Here is a 14,494-nt window from a genome sequence, read left to right on the forward strand (position 1 = left end):
GCGGTTGCGCCTGCAGTCAGCGATGCACTGAACTGAGACTCCATCAAGAGCGTTGGCGAGGCCGAAAGTTCCTTGGGTACCATGGCCACACGCAACAATTACGCTCCGCCCAGACCAATAGCGCGAGCCGCTCCGGCACACCATGGATGCCGGCGCCGGCGGATTTCGTGAGGCTCTGTCCGGGCGACAGCCGGGGCGGCCGTAGGAGAACTCTTGTATGGTCCGGTCGTCCCATTTTTTGAAGGTTTCGATTTTTATCAGCTCGGGGGTAACGCAATGGCATTGCTGGATACGCGCGGCATCGGCAGTTTCGAGTTGCTGAAACGCACCGTGAAGGAGTTCAGCAACGATGACATGACGACCTATGCATCGGCGTTGGCCTATCGAGCGATTTTTTCGTTGTTCCCCTTCCTGCTGTTCCTGATTGCCATGCTGGGCATGCTCAATCTTGAGGATTTCTTCGCCTGGCTGCGCGAGCAGGTATCGCTGATGCTTCCGCCCGATGCATTGGACTTGGTCAATCCGGTGATCGACCAGATGCAGGAGCAGAAAAGCGGGCTGCTATCGATAGGTATTCTCGTTGCGTTGTGGTCCGCGTCGATCGGCGTTCGCTCACTGATGAATGCCATGAACAAGGCCTACGACGTCAAGGAGGGCCGGCCGACCTGGAAGCTGATGCTGTTGGCGGTCGTCTATACCGTCGGCCTGGCGCTGATTCTGCTCTCGATGGCAGGTTTGATGGTGACCGGACCACAAGTGATCGAGTGGCTCGCCGAGCAGGTGGGCCTGAAGGACATTGTGGTGACGCTGTGGACGTGGCTGCGCTGGCCCGTAATCGTGTTTCTGATGATGTTGGTCGTGGCGTTGCTGTACTACGTCACGCCAGACGTCGAGCAGGAGTTTCGTTTCATCACGCCGGGTTCAGTACTGGCGGTCATCGTCTGGATTGCCGCATCGGTGGGCTTCGGGATCTACGTGCAGAACTTCGGCAACTACGACGCCACCTACGGCAGTATCGGGGCGGTCATCGTGCTGTTGCTCTACTTCTATATTTCCGCAGCGGTGCTGCTGTTTGGCGCGGAGATGAACGCTGTCATCGAGCATGCGTCCTCCGAGGGCAAGGATGAGGGAGACAAGCGCGTCGATGGCTAAGGTTGCCGACCCAGCGCGCGCGAACAACTGTCACGGCTGGAGGTCCATTGATTTTGTTGCAGAATCTTTCGGACGCAGCGGCTTTAGCCGTGGCAGGTTTCGGCTGAGCGAATTAACTGTCGCTCGTCTTCCGAAGGTGCTGCATCGAGACCTTACGGAGACGCTCCATCTTGCATATCGCCGACATGACTATGTTTTACGCACCCGCCAGTGGTGGGGTGCGTACCTATCTCGAGGCCAAACACCGCCGGCTGCAACTGTATTCAGGGGTTCGCCACAGCATCTTGGTGCCGGGCGACAGTCATAGCCATAACGGCGGCATTTACCAGATACCCGCGCCGGCACTGCCTTTCGGCAAGGGCTACCGCTTCCCGGTACGGCGCGCTCCGTGGCGCAATCAGTTACGCATCCTGCGCCCCGATGTGATCGAAGTCGGTGATCCGTACATGACCGCCTGGGCGGCGCTGGACGCGGGGCGACGTCTCGACGTTCCGGTCATCGGGTTCTATCACTCCGACCTGCCGCTGCTGGTAAGCAACCGCATCGGCGGGTGGCTGGGAACCAACATGAACGGCTATGTCTCGCGGCTATACAGCGGCTTCGACCGTGTGCTTGCGCCGAGTCGGATAATGGCCGAAAAGCTGCAAGACCTTGGCGTCGGCGATGTTTATGTACAGCCCTTGGGTGTGGATCTGGAAACCTTCCGCCCGACCCGGCGTGATCCTGAGCTGCGCCGGAAGCTTGGATTGCCAGACGAGGCGCGCCTGCTGATCTTTGCCGGACGCGGTTCCAGAGAAAAAAACATCGATGTCCTACTGGACACTGCTCGGTCGCTCGGCAAGCCCTATCATCTGTTGCTGGTTGGGTCGCGCATGCCTCAACGGGTGCCCGAGAACGTTACGGTGATCGATCGTTTCTGCCCCGCAGCCGACGTGGCGCGTTACATGGCCAGCTGCGATGTGTTGCTACATGCCGGTAACCAGGAAACGTTCGGGCTGGTCGCACTGGAAGCCATGGCCTGTGGCATTCCGGTGATTGCTGCGCGAGCCGGTGCATTGCCTGAGCTGGTGCCGTTTCATACCGGCCGCCTGTGCCGTCCGCTGGATGCGCTGGCGATGGCGCAGGCGGTACGCGAGATCTTCGAGGATGACCCACGCTTGCTGGGTGCCCGAGCCCGCCAGCACGTCGAAGCTCATCATGCCTGGGACGCTGTAGTGGCCGGCCTGTTGGCGCACTATCACGCGGTAATGGGCACGGTCGATCTGCCGGTCGCCGTGCATGGCTGAGCGCAGCCTGATACTGGTGCTGCATGACGTGGCGCCGGAAACTTGGCCTGATTACGAACCCTTTGTCGAAGCCGTCGATGCGCTGGGCGGAATTCCGATTTGCTGGTTGGTGGTACCAGATTTCCATCACCGCAACCGACTCGAAGACGCTCATCAATTTCGGCATATGCTCGACGGGCGTCTCGCCCGCGGTGATGAGCTGATACTGCACGGCTATCATCACGCGGACGAGGCGCCGGCGCCTCGCACGCCTCGGGAGTGGTTCATGCGCCGGGTGTTTACTCATGAAGGTGAGTTCTATTCGCTGGATCGGCACGAGGCAGCCAGGCGTCTACAAGGAGGCATCGAGCTGTTCGAGCGAAACCAGTGGCCCTTGCACGGTTTCGTCGCGCCTGCGTGGTTGTTGGGTAGCGGCGCGCGGCAGGCCTTGGCGGCAACTGGTCTGAGCTACACCAGCGACCCGGGGCATTTCTACCTGTTGCCCGATTACACCGCAATAGCCGCTCCCGGCCTTGTCTGGAGCGCGCGCAGCGCCTGGCGCCGCGGCATGTCGCATCTAGTCAGTGAAAAGATGCTCAGCCGGCATCGTCAGGCAGCGGTGTTACGCCTCGGTCTTCATCCGGTCGATATGCGCCATGAGTTCTCGCGTCGTTACTGGCTTGATCTGCTGGCCAGATTGCTGGCGGAAGGAAGAGCGCCGATGACCAAGATCGAGTGGTTGCGCCGGCACGCGCCCGTCTCGAGCGCCGTGGCATGAACCGCCGCTGGTGGCTGTTGGCCGGTGCCTTGCTGATCGCGGCGCTGGTTCCGCTTCTGTTGGGCGGCAGCGGGCTGTTCGAGCGGTTGCTGCGCTTCCCGCCGGTGCTGTTGTTGTCGATGCTTGGCATGATCGTGCTCGGCTGGTATCTCAATGCGTTTCGGTTGCGACTGCTGATCGGGCGACGCCGCCTGCGGCAGCCTCGTGCGCTGGGCATCGTCATCGCCACCGAATTTGCCATCTGCGCCACGCCGGGTGGTGCCGGCGGGCCGCTGACGATGATGGCATTGTTGCATCATCAGGGCGTGACGCCTGCCAAGGGCACCGCAACCTTTGCCGTCGAACAATTGGCCGATCTACTGTTCTTCAGCTGCGCGCTGGTGGGTGTGTTGATTTACGCAGTAACTCACTCGATCAACACCTATATCGCCAGCCTGCTGGGTTTCAGCGCCGCGTTGCTGCTCGGCCTGATGGTGCTGCTGGCGTTGCTCGGGCGTTTCCATCGGCAGGTATTTTTGATCAATGGCTGGCTGGCCGGTCGTCTGGGCATGAAGGCCCCACGAAAGCGCTTCTGGGCGCGCAAAGTGTTGAGCTTTCGCAATGCTCTGCTGGATTGTTTCCGGTTGCCGCGGGCGATCCTGCTTGGCGTGTTCGTACTGACGACACTGCACTGGCTGCTGCGTTACAGCGTGCTTTACCTCACCCTGCAGGGGTTGGGTAGCCAACTTGCCTGGGCGTGGACCTTCATCATCCAGCTACTGGCCCTTACTGCCGGGCAGTTGAGCTTGTTGCCGGGTGGTGCAGGGAGTGCCGAACTGGCATCAGCTGCCTTGCTCGCGCCTCTGGTAGGCAAATCAACCGCTGCGGCCGCCATTCTTGTTTGGCGCTTCGTGACCTATTACTTCTATCTGATCGTTGGCGCGCCGCTATTCATTCATCTGGCCGGCCGGCCTCTGTTCAACCGGTTGATGAAAAAAGCACGTAGCGGTTGAACCTATTTGGCTTAGAAGTACGTCGATACCGCTCTTCGGAAAAGCGAAACTATAGTGCGATCAGCCCGGTCCATTGTTCATAACCCACGAAGTGAGAGGAATATGCCATGAGCAGCTCTGAAGACAAAATGAAAGGCAACCTCAATGAAGCAGCAGGTAAGGTTAAACAAGGAATCGGTGAGGCCACTGACAATCAGCGCATGAAGAACGAAGGTCAAGGACAGGAAATCAAGGGAGAGGCGCAGCAGGTGAAAGGTGAAGCCAAAGACACCCTAAAGAAAGGCATCGATCGCGCCTGATGACGCCATGAGTGCCCGCTCCCTGCGGGAGAGCTGAATGACGAAACCCCACGGAGTGTGGGGTTCGTCATTTTTGGCGAGCCTGAATGCGTAGCGGTTAGCCTGCTCGCAGCGAAGCGAAGCCGCTTCAATAAAAAGCCCCGGCTAGAAACCGGGGCTTTTCAGCTGGAAGCCCCGCATGCAGGGCTTCAACAGCTGTGGCTATCAGCTCTGATGCTTCTTGTCGTCGTCCTGCTCGTCGGCTTCGTCAGCCACCTCAGGCCCCGCTTGCGTGGCGGGCTTGAACGGCTCTGCCTCGGGCTGCGGGGTATCGGTGGAGACTTGTTCGACTTCCGGCTCTGCCGTGAACTGCTCAGGCTGTTGAGTGGCTTCAGCAGTCCTCTCCTCATCGTCGCTGGCTGCGTTAGTCGTTTGTTCGGCTGATGCATCGCCAATTGGCGCGCTCACGATCTCCGGGCTGGCCAGGTCTGATGGCAAGCCTGCTTCGGCTTGAGTTTCAGTTGCAGCCGGAGCTTGAGTTTCGGCAGCTTTTGCTTCGGATTCAGCGGCTTCTTTTGCCAGACGCTCCTGTTCGAGGCGGCGACGGCGTACCTCCCGCGGATCGTTAGGCGCGCGACCGGTCATAGTTGGGGCTGGTACCGGTTCGATCGACGCTGGAGCAGGCTGCTCGGCGACAGGTGCGGCTTCTTCGATGACCTTAGGCTCGCTGATGGTCGGCTCGGGCTGTTCGACTACCTGTGGGGCAGGCGCTGGCTCGGCTTGCGCAGCGACCGCCTCAGCGGCGTCAGCTTGAGCGATCGGTGCGACATTTTTGGCTGGCTCGACCACTTCGGTTTCGGCAACGGTTTCGTTGGCCGTTTCAGCTTCTATCGGTGCTTGCGGAGCAGCCTCGATGTCTGTCTGGGCTACAGCTGGCGCCGTATCGGTGTCGGCCGTGTTAGCAGCGAGAGCCGCAGCGGTCGCGGCAATAGCGACCTGCTCGGATTTCACCGGAGCATCCCTTTCGTTGACTTCAGCTGTGGAGGTCTCGCTTTCGCCGTCGATCTCGTTTCCATTGGCGTCGCGCTGACGATCACGGCGGTTGCTGCGACGACGCTGGCCACGGGAACGGCGCCGTGGGCGATCACCGCTCTCGGTCGAATCCTGCTCGTCCTGGGCGTTTTCAGCCGTTTCGTTCTGTTGCAGCTCCTCCGCACTCACGCTTTGCTCCGCGCGCGGCTTGCGCTCTTCGCGAGGCGGGCGCGGCTTACGCTCGGTGGTTTCCTCACTGGTGCCGGCGTTTGGAGCGGTCTGCGTTGGCTCGTCGAGCGGTGCGCGCAGTTCGCGCTTGCGCTCTTCGCGGGGCTGACGATCTTCACGCGGGGTGCGTTCGCGGCGTGGCTGCTGCTGCGAAGGGCTATCGTTGGCCTCGACCGGCTCACGGGCTTCGCGTGGCTTGCGCTCTTCGCGTGGCGGGCGCGGCTGCCGCTCTTCGCGGGCCGGGCGTTCTTCACGAGGGGCGCGATCCTCGCGTGGCTTGCGCTCTTCGTCACGATTACCGCGTGCGTCGCGACGGCGGTTTTGTTGACGCCCGCTACGGCGTTCATCGTTGCGTTGCGGGCGGCTGCTCGCTGCAGGTTTCTTCTCAGCTTCGACCGTCGGTGCTTCCTGCTTGCCGGCGAAGAGGCCAACCAAGGACTTGACCAGCCCCTTGAACAGGCTCGGCTCTGGAGCGGCAGGCGCAGCTGCTACTGGCGCGGGGGCGGGCGTCGGTGCCGGGGCGGTGCGCTGTGGTGCAGTTTTCACTGCGGCTTCCTGGCGAACCAGCGTACGTGTAGAACTGACTGGCTGAGCTTCCTCGACCTCGGTCGGGCTCATCTCGTAGCTGGCCTGGCCGGCTACGATTTCCGGGCTGTCGTCGCGCAAACGCTGCACTTCGAAGTGCGGCGTTTCCAAGTGATCGTCCGGCAGAATGAAGATCCGCGCGCGGGTGCGCAGTTCGATTTTCGTGATGGCGTTGCGCTTTTCGTTAAGCAGGAAGGCGGCAACTTGGAAGGGCACGCGGGCGCGAACTTCGGCGGTGCGGTCCTTAAGTGCTTCCTCTTCGATCAGGCGCAGGATGGCCAGGGACAGGGATTCGACGTCACGGATGATGCCTTGGCCGTTGCAACGAGGGCAGACGATGCCGCTGGTTTCGCCGAGCGACGGACGTAGGCGCTGACGGGACATTTCCAGCAGGCCGAAGCGCGAGATACGACCGACCTGAATGCGCGCGCGGTCGGCTTCGAGGGCCTCGCGAACCTTTTCTTCCACGGCGCGCTGATTCTTCGCCGGGGTCATGTCGATGAAGTCGATGACGATAAGACCGCCGATGTCGCGCAGACGCAGCTGACGAGCGATCTCCTCGGCTGCTTCCAGGTTAGTCTGTAAAGCGGTTTCCTCGATATCGCCGCCCTTGGTGGCGCGTGCCGAGTTGATGTCGATGGATACCAAAGCTTCGGTGGGGTCGATGACGATGGATCCACCGGACGGCAGCTTCACTTCGCGCTGGAAGGCGGTCTCGATCTGGCTTTCGATCTGGAAGCGGTTGAACAGCGGCACGCTGTCTTCATACAGCTTGATCTTGCTGGCGTACTGCGGCATCACTTGCTGGATGAACGAAAGGGCTTCGTTCTGCGCTTCGACGCTGTCGATCAACACCTCGCCAATGTCCTGGCGCAGATAGTCGCGGATGGCGCGGATGATGACGTTGGATTCCTGGTAGATCAGGAAGGGAGCGGGGCGGTCCTGGGAAGCTTCCTTTACTGCGCTCCAAAGCTGCAGCAGGTAGTCCAGGTCCCATTGCATTTCTTCACTGGAGCGACCAAGACCGGCGGTGCGGACGATCAATCCCATGTCAGCAGGAACATTGAGACCGTTCAACGCTTCACGCAGCTCGTTACGCTCTTCGCCCTCGATCCGGCGGGAGATACCGCCTGCACGTGGGTTGTTCGGCATCAGTACCAGATAACGGCCAGCCAAACTGATGAAAGTCGTTAGAGCAGCGCCCTTGTTGCCGCGTTCTTCTTTCTCGACCTGGACGATGACTTCCAGACCTTCGCTCAGGACGTCCTTGATATTAACGCGGCCTTCCGGAGCCTTTTTGAAGTACTCGCGGGAAATTTCCTTGAGGGGGAGGAAGCCGTGGCGGTCGGCGCCGAAATCAACAAAAGCGGCTTCAAGGCTGGGCTCGACGCGAGTGATCTTGCCCTTATAGATGTTGGCCTTCTTTTGCTCGCGGGCGCCAGATTCGATATCGAGATCGAACAGGCGCTGGCCGTCGACCAGTGCAACACGCAACTCTTCGGGTTGAGTTGCGTTAATCAGCATTCTTTTCATGTAGTACCGTCGGTTTCCAGGGCAGCGGAAACGGCGTTCGGCACACACGACTCTCGCGGTCGGTGTCAGGTGAGTCAGGAATGGTTGTAAGGCACTCCAGTGTCCAGCGATGTGAGGCCAGTTGGGCCGGCGTCGCGACGACGTCTCCTGCTTCTGTCGGAACAGAAGCAGTGTTCGGGGAGGAGGAATCAGCAATCGGTAGCGGACGAAATGAAGCGTCTGTGAAAGCCTTTGCTACGCAATCCGATGGCTGTGCATCTCCACCCAACACTCATACTTCGAAAATCGGGTGCCGCTCACAGAGTCCGGGAGCGGGTTATCGATTATCGCGATTCCCCAGCGGGGGCACGCATCATGTCTTCAAGGCTTGTTTCGGGGCTTCTGCTACTGAGAGAAGCTCCGTCGGACGGCCTCACGTCCTCGAACAGTGCTAAGTCGGGAATGGCGGTTTCGCTGGCATCCCTCGACTTGGCCGCTTTTGGCGGCGTTTGGACTATAACAGCAATGTTTCGGTGCTTCAAATAACGGAAAATTGCTATCATCCGCGGATGACCAATACCCCCTCTCAGACCTCCGGCGTGCAGCTGCTCGAGGTCTCGCCGGAGCTTGCCGGCCAGCGCATCGACAATTTCCTCCGTACTCAGCTCAAGGGTGTGCCCAAGACGCTGATTTACCGCATCCTGCGCAAAGGCGAGGTACGTGTGAACAAGGGGCGGATCAAGCCCGAATACAAACTCCAGGCAGGTGACGTCGTTCGCGTGCCGCCGCTTCGGCTGGCGGAGCGGGACGAGCCGGTTCCGCTGGCGCAGGGACTGCTCGAGCGGCTGGAAACGGCGATCGTCTACGAAGACAAGGCACTGATCGTGCTGAACAAGCCTGCGGGGATCGCGGTGCATGGTGGCAGCGGTCTCAGCTTTGGTGTCATCGAAGCGCTGCGCCAGCTGCGCCCGGACGCAAAAGAGCTGGAATTGGTGCATCGCCTGGATCGGGATACGTCTGGGCTGCTGATGATTGCCAAGAAACGCAGCATGTTGCGCCATTTGCATCAGGCGCTGCGCGGAGACGGTGTCGACAAGCGCTACATGGCGCTGGTGCGTGGCCGCTGGGATACCGGCAAGAAGCAGGTAAATGCACCGCTGCTGAAAAATACCCTGCGCTCAGGCGAGCGGATGGTTGAGGTCACCGAGGAGGGCAAGGAGGCGCTGACGCTTTTCCGTGTGCTACGTCGTTTCGGTGACTTTGCCACGCTGGTCGAGGCTAAGCCGGTGACGGGACGTACTCATCAAATCCGTGTGCACGCGCGTCATGCCGGTCATGGCATCGCTGGCGACAGCAAATATGGCGATGAAGAATTCTCCAGAGTCATCCGTGAGCTGGGCGGCAAGCGTTTGTTTCTGCATGCTTATGCTTTGACGGTGCCCCTGCCGGGCGGCGGCGAACTGAGCCTGGAAGCGCCGGTCGATGATGCCTGGGTGCGAACGCTGGAGAGGCTTGGTGAATAGATACGATCTGTTGATCTTCGACTTGGATGGGACCTTGGTGGACTCGATCGGGCGTATCGTCGAGTCGATTTCCGTCGCTGCGGCGAACTGTAGCCTGCCCGCCCTCGTCGAAGACCTTATTAAGGGCATCATCGGACTCGGTTTGCCCGAGGCGATCGCTGCGCTGTATCCGCATGTGACGGATGCGAAGATTGTCGAGGCGTTTCGTCGTGCCTATGCCGATCATTATCTTCTACTGGAAGCTGAGCCATCGGTACTCTATCCGGGAGTCGCGCTGGCGTTGCAGCAGTTGCGCGAGCAAGGGCACCTGCTTGCCGTTGCGACTGGAAAAGGGCGGCGCGGGCTGGATAGGGTGCTAGCAGCTCAGGGTTGGAGCGATTTTTTCGATGTGACCCGCTGCGCGGACGAGACCGCGAGCAAGCCTGATCCGTTGATGACTCATGAGATTTTGGCGCACTGCGGCGTCCGTCCTGAGCGGGCCTTGATGATTGGGGACTCGTTGTTCGATCTCGAGATGGCCAGACGGGCAGGGGTAGACAGTGTCGCTGTTTCCTATGGCGCGCAAACCCTTGAGGTGTTGCAGACCTGTGCGCCGTGCATGTCCATTAATCATTTTTCGGAGCTCGGTGACTGGTTGCGCTCCACTGATACGGCTCTAGAGGTAGTTGAATATGTCGGATGAATGGAGAGCACCCGTGACCGAGGCTAAGGAACAGGAAGAGCGCAACAGCTGGAAGGTGCTGGAAAGGACGTTGCTTGCTGGTGTGCAGGAGCAGCGGCGGGCTCGACGCTGGGGGATATTCTTCAAGCTGTTGACCTTCACCTATTTATTTGGCGCGCTTTTGCTGTTCTCACCGTTGTTAAAGGTCGGTGACAGCAAGGGTGCGAGTGGTAGTCATACTGCGGTGATCAATGTGCGAGGAATGATTGCCGATGAGGAATCGGCGAGTGCGGACAATATTGTCGGGGCGCTGAGAGCGGCCTTCGAAGATTCCAGCACCAGAGGTGTAGTGTTGCGGATCAATAGCCCGGGCGGTAGTCCAGTGCAGTCTGGCTACATCTACGACGAGATTCGCCGGTTGCGTGGCGAATATCCTGCCGTCAAGGTCTATGCGGTGATTACCGATCTGGGCGCGTCGGGCGCCTACTACATCGCTAGCGCCGCGGATGAGATCTATGCGGACAAGTCGAGCCTGGTCGGCTCTATAGGAGTCACGGCGGCTACCTTCGGATTCGTCGAAACGATGAATAAGCTTGGAGTGGAGCGCCGGGTCTATACCTCGGGTGAGCACAAGGCATTTCTGGATCCATTCCAGCCTGAAAAGCCGGAGGAAACCGAGTTCTGGCGAGGTGTGCTGGGAACCACGCATCGCCAGTTCATCGAAAGCGTCAAGCGGGGGCGCGGAGATCGTTTGCAGGTCGATGAGCATCCCGAGCTGTTTTCAGGACTTATCTGGTCCGGTGAGCAGGCGCTGGAGCTGGGCCTGATCGATGGGCTTGGAAGCGCCAGCTACGTTGCGCGCGAGGTGATCGGCGAGGAGGAGCTGTTGGATTTCACCGTCAAGGATTCCGCTCTGGACCGTTTTACCAAGAAGCTGGGTGCCAGCGTCGGTTCACAGTTGGCCTTGTGGATGGGTTTCCAAGGCCCACAGCTGCGCTAACTGTCAGGGCACCTCTATTCCGGCCTTGTTGAGCATGTCGACCAGCCGGATCAGCGGAAGTCCGATTAGACTCGTGGCGTCGGGACCTTTCGTGGCTCTGAACAGGCTAACCCCCAGTCCTTCAGCCTTGAAGCTGCCTGCGCAGTCAAAAGGCTGTTCGGCTTGCAGGTAGCGCTCGATCCGTTGATCATTGAGCTCTCTGAAGTGCACCGTAAACGGCGTGCAGTCGACCTGGATGGCTCCGCTTCGGCTGTCCAATAGTGCCAATCCTGTCAAAAAGCTTACGCTTTTGCCGCTGCAGGCTCGCAGTTGCTGCTTTGCTCGTTCGAATGTGTGAGGTTTGCCAAGGATGCGTTGTTCCAGCACCGCGACCTGGTCGGAGCCGATGATCAAATGATCCGGGTAGGTGGCTGCCAAGGCTCGAGCCTTTTCACTGGCCAGCCGGCGCACCAGATGTTCGGGTAGCTCGCTTGGGTGTGCGGTTTCATCTATTTGCGGGGCGCTGCAGTCGAAAGTCAGCCGCAATCGTGAAAGCAGTTCGCGTCGATAGGGCGAGCTGGAGGCGAGAAGCAGGCGGCGCATTTTTCTTCCTTTATATGGGTGTCTGGTTGCCGGTCGGCTACGCTCGATTGTGGGATTGAATTCCTTTGACAGTCGAGGGGTGCATCCCTAGAATGCCGCGCTTATGTTGAAAGGACCAATACCACCGCACGTTGAACCGCGCAAGCTCGCTGACCGAGCGGCCACTCTGAAGGGTGAGCTGAAATTGTCGGAGCTGAAGCGGCTCGTCGATCCTCTCGAGGATGACAAAGGTGTGGTGCGCGCCAGTTTAGATTTCGGGCGCGACGAGCAGCACACAGTGGTGATTCACAGTGCGCTGGATGTTGAGGTCACGATGATTTGCCAGCGTTGTCTGGAGCCGGTTGTTCTGCCTATTCACAGCGAATGCGTCTACGCCGTGGTGAATGAAGGCGCGAGCAGTCAGCACCTGCCCAAGGGCTATGACGTGCTGGAAGTGGGAGAAGATCCTTTGGATCTGCTGGCGCTGGTTGAAGAGGAGCTTCTGCTTGCTCTTCCGATTGTTCCACTCCATGACCAAGAAGTTTGCCAGCCGCCGGTTGGGCCTGATGAGCCCGAGCCGAATGAGGACGAGGTATCGCGGTCCAACCCGTTCAGCGTACTGGCGCAGTTAAAGCGTGACCCAAACGTTTAGGAGTTGATCCAATGGCTGTTCAGCAGAACAAAAAATCTCGTTCCGCCCGTGACATGCGTCGCTCGCACGACGCGCTCGTGCCGAACGCCCTGTCCGTGGAAAAGAGCACCGGTGAAGTTCACCTGCGTCACCACGTTTCCCCGGAAGGTTTCTACCGTGGTCGTAAAGTGATCGACAAGGGCGCTGACGAGTAAATCTTGTCTGCTCCGATCATAGCGATCGATGCAATGGGTGGGGACTTCGGTCCCCACTGCATTGTTCCGGCCAGCCTCCAGTGCCTGGCTGAAATCCCCTCGCTGCACCTGGCCCTGGTTGGCCAATCTCCCGTTCTTGAAGAAATCATCGCTCGGCATCCGGCTGTGGATAGCGCTCGTCTGACGATTGTCAGCGCAGAAGAGGTGATTGGCATGGATGAACGCCCGACGCAGGCGTTGCGTGCCAAGCCGCGCTCTTCCATGCGTGTTGCGCTGGAGTTAGTGCGTGACGGTCATGCTCAGGCCTGTGTCAGCGCTGGCAATACGGGTGCGCTGATGGCGCTCGCCCGTCACGTATTGAAAACGCTGCCTGGTGTCGATCGTCCGGCCATGATGGCCGCGATACCCACGATCGAGGGTGTCTGCTTGTTGCTTGATCTTGGCGCGAATGTGGATTGCTCTGCCGAGCAGCTTTACCAGTTCGCGGTGATGGGGTCGGTTGCGGCAGAGGGTCTCGGTATTGAGCGTCCGCGGGTTTCGTTACTCAATGTCGGCACCGAAGACATCAAGGGCAACCAGCAGGTCAAAGCGGCTGCTGGGCTTCTGCAGCAAGCTGGCGATATCAACTATCGAGGCTTCATCGAGGGCGACGGGCTGTTTCGTGGAGAAACCGACGTGGCGGTGTGCGATGGCTTTGTTGGAAATATCCTGCTCAAGTCCAGCGAAGGATTGGCTCATATGGTTGCCTTGCGTGTTGAAGCGCTTTTCCGCCGCTCGTTGGTGTCACGTGCGGTGGGAGCGTTGGTGTTGCCATTGTTGCGGCAGTTGCGCGCCGATCTACGGCCGGCGCAGTACAACGGTGCAAGCTTTCTCGGGCTTCAAGGTATCGTGGTCAAGAGCCACGGTAGCGCGGGTGCGGAGGGATTCCGGTCGGCGATCCTGCGCGCGGCTCGGGACGTTCAGCATAATTTGCCGGAGCAGTTGCATAGTCGACTCGAGCACCTGCTCGTGACCAATCGGTCAATAAACGGCACTGGTGATGTGACCGCTGCCGGCAGCTCGCCATCCAACTGAAAATTCGGTGCGTCCCCGCGGCGTATTCATTCTGACGAACAACCACAAGAGAGCCGTTTTCATGTCCGCATCACTTGCATTCGTCTTTCCAGGCCAGGGATCTCAGGCCCTCGGTATGCTCGCCGAGCACGGCGCACAGCAGTCCCTGATCATCGATACCTTTGCCGAGGCCTCTTCGGTGCTTGGTTACGACCTCTGGGCGCTTTCTCAGCAGGGCCCGGAAGAGCATCTGAATCAGACCGACAAGACTCAGCCGGCCATTCTCACTGCCTCGATTGCCCTTTGGCGCTTGTGGTTGGCTGAGGGCGGCGCGAAGCCGGCATTCGTCGCCGGGCACAGTCTTGGCGAGTATTCAGCGTTGGTCGCGGCAGGTAGTTTGCCCTTCTCTGATGCGGTGAAACTCGTAGAGCTGCGCGGTCAGTTCATGCAGCAGGCTGTTCCGGCTGGCACCGGTGGTATGGCGGCGATACTTGGCCTGGAAGACGCGGATGTCCTGTCGGCTTGCAGCGAAGCTGCGCAGGGCGAGGTTGTTAGTGCGGTCAATTTCAATGCGCCGGGCCAGGTCGTGATCGCCGGCAGCGCCGCGGCTGTCGAGCGTGCTATTGACGCCTGCAAGACCAAAGGCGCTAAACGAGCGATGCCATTGCCGGTCAGCGTGCCGTCGCATTGCGACTTGATGCGTCCGGCAGCAGAGCGTTTTGCCGATTCCGTCACTGGGGCGGCCTGGCGGGCTCCGGAGATTCCATTGGTCCAGAATGTCAGCGCGGCGGTCGTTTCGGATCTCGATACGCTCAAGCGTGACCTGCTGGCCCAGCTCTACAGTCCGGTTCGCTGGGTCGAGACCGTTGTTGCGTTGAATGCGCAGGGCGTGACCGAGTTGGTCGAATGCGGCCCGGGCAAGGTGCTCTCCGGTCTTAACAAGCGGTGCGTCAAAGGCATCAATACTTACAATCTGGACACCCCGGAGGCTTTTGTTGCCGCTCGTGGCGCTCTGGTCTGAATAAGGA

At 59.8% G+C, this 14,494-nt stretch carries 14 protein-coding genes; 12 read left to right on the forward strand and 2 right to left on the reverse strand.

What is annotated here, in order from left to right:
* Nucleotides 1-276: 276 nt before the first annotated feature.
* From NA647_RS02140 to NA647_RS02160, 5 genes are all read left to right on the forward strand, one after another.
* Nucleotides 277-1,152, forward strand: coding sequence for a YihY/virulence factor BrkB family protein (locus NA647_RS02140; RefSeq protein WP_256056193.1), 876 nt, complete (start codon nucleotides 277-279; stop codon nucleotides 1,150-1,152).
* Between the two features lie 170 nt (nucleotides 1,153-1,322).
* Nucleotides 1,323-2,438 (forward strand): glycosyltransferase family 4 protein, encoded by a 1,116-nt coding sequence (locus NA647_RS02145; protein ID WP_256056194.1) that lies wholly within the window; start codon nucleotides 1,323-1,325, stop codon nucleotides 2,436-2,438.
* A complete protein-coding gene (locus NA647_RS02150; RefSeq protein ID WP_256056195.1) occupies nucleotides 2,431-3,195 on the forward strand; it encodes a DUF2334 domain-containing protein in 765 nt (254 codons plus the stop codon). Before NA647_RS02145 ends, NA647_RS02150 begins: the two co-directional genes overlap by 8 nt.
* Nucleotides 3,192-4,187: a lysylphosphatidylglycerol synthase transmembrane domain-containing protein gene (locus NA647_RS02155; RefSeq protein ID WP_256056196.1), complete on the forward strand. Its 996-nt coding sequence runs from the start codon at nucleotides 3,192-3,194 to the stop codon at nucleotides 4,185-4,187. The genes NA647_RS02150 and NA647_RS02155 overlap by 4 nt, the downstream gene beginning before the upstream one ends.
* A gap of 107 nt (nucleotides 4,188-4,294) precedes the next feature.
* Nucleotides 4,295-4,486 (forward strand): CsbD family protein, encoded by a 192-nt coding sequence (locus tag NA647_RS02160; RefSeq protein ID WP_256056197.1) that lies wholly within the window; start codon nucleotides 4,295-4,297, stop codon nucleotides 4,484-4,486.
* A 204-nt stretch (nucleotides 4,487-4,690) separates the two neighbouring features.
* Here the strand turns inward: NA647_RS02160 and rne are convergent, their stop codons facing one another.
* Nucleotides 4,691-7,843 (reverse strand): ribonuclease E, encoded by a 3,153-nt coding sequence (rne, locus tag NA647_RS02165; RefSeq protein WP_256056198.1) that lies wholly within the window; start codon nucleotides 7,841-7,843, stop codon nucleotides 4,691-4,693.
* Between the two features lie 548 nt (nucleotides 7,844-8,391).
* Here rne and rluC point away from each other — a divergent pair.
* Genes rluC through NA647_RS02180 form a run of 3 tightly spaced genes read left to right on the forward strand, consistent with a single transcriptional unit; the run spans nucleotide 8,392 to nucleotide 11,006 of the window.
* Entirely contained in the window at nucleotides 8,392-9,345 is a 954-nt protein-coding gene (gene rluC, locus NA647_RS02170) for a 23S rRNA pseudouridine(955/2504/2580) synthase RluC (RefSeq protein WP_256056199.1), read from the forward strand.
* Entirely contained in the window at nucleotides 9,338-10,027 is a 690-nt protein-coding gene (locus tag NA647_RS02175) for an HAD-IA family hydrolase (protein ID WP_256056200.1), read from the forward strand. Before rluC ends, NA647_RS02175 begins: the two co-directional genes overlap by 8 nt.
* Complete coding sequence (locus tag NA647_RS02180; RefSeq protein ID WP_256056201.1) at nucleotides 10,017-11,006, forward strand: S49 family peptidase; 990 nt, start codon at nucleotides 10,017-10,019, stop codon at nucleotides 11,004-11,006. Before NA647_RS02175 ends, NA647_RS02180 begins: the two co-directional genes overlap by 11 nt.
* Nucleotides 11,007-11,009: 3 nt before the next feature.
* Here NA647_RS02180 and NA647_RS02185 read toward each other — a convergent pair whose 3' ends face one another.
* Nucleotides 11,010-11,588, reverse strand: coding sequence for a Maf family protein (locus NA647_RS02185; protein ID WP_256056202.1), 579 nt, complete (start codon nucleotides 11,586-11,588; stop codon nucleotides 11,010-11,012).
* 103 nt (nucleotides 11,589-11,691) lie between these two features.
* On the opposite strand from NA647_RS02185, the gene NA647_RS02190 reads away from it, so the two are divergent.
* The 4 genes from NA647_RS02190 to fabD all read left to right on the forward strand — a co-directional run bounded on the left by NA647_RS02190 (nucleotide 11,692) and on the right by fabD (nucleotide 14,487).
* Nucleotides 11,692-12,219: a YceD family protein gene (locus tag NA647_RS02190; RefSeq protein ID WP_256056203.1), complete on the forward strand. Its 528-nt coding sequence runs from the start codon at nucleotides 11,692-11,694 to the stop codon at nucleotides 12,217-12,219.
* Between the two features lie 11 nt (nucleotides 12,220-12,230).
* The gene (rpmF, locus tag NA647_RS02195; RefSeq protein WP_037021568.1) at nucleotides 12,231-12,413 is read left to right on the forward strand and encodes a 50S ribosomal protein L32; all 183 of its coding nucleotides are present in this window, start codon (nucleotides 12,231-12,233) and stop codon (nucleotides 12,411-12,413) included.
* Between the two features lie 3 nt (nucleotides 12,414-12,416).
* Entirely contained in the window at nucleotides 12,417-13,487 is a 1,071-nt protein-coding gene (gene plsX, locus NA647_RS02200) for a phosphate acyltransferase PlsX (RefSeq protein ID WP_256056204.1), read from the forward strand.
* Between the two features lie 61 nt (nucleotides 13,488-13,548).
* Complete coding sequence (gene fabD / locus NA647_RS02205) at nucleotides 13,549-14,487, forward strand: ACP S-malonyltransferase (RefSeq protein ID WP_256056205.1); 939 nt, start codon at nucleotides 13,549-13,551, stop codon at nucleotides 14,485-14,487.
* The last annotated feature ends 7 nt before the right edge of the window (nucleotides 14,488-14,494 follow it).

It is taken from the genome of Stutzerimonas stutzeri (assembly GCF_024448985.1).
Lineage (GTDB): Bacteria > Pseudomonadota > Gammaproteobacteria > Pseudomonadales > Pseudomonadaceae > Stutzerimonas > Stutzerimonas stutzeri_AP.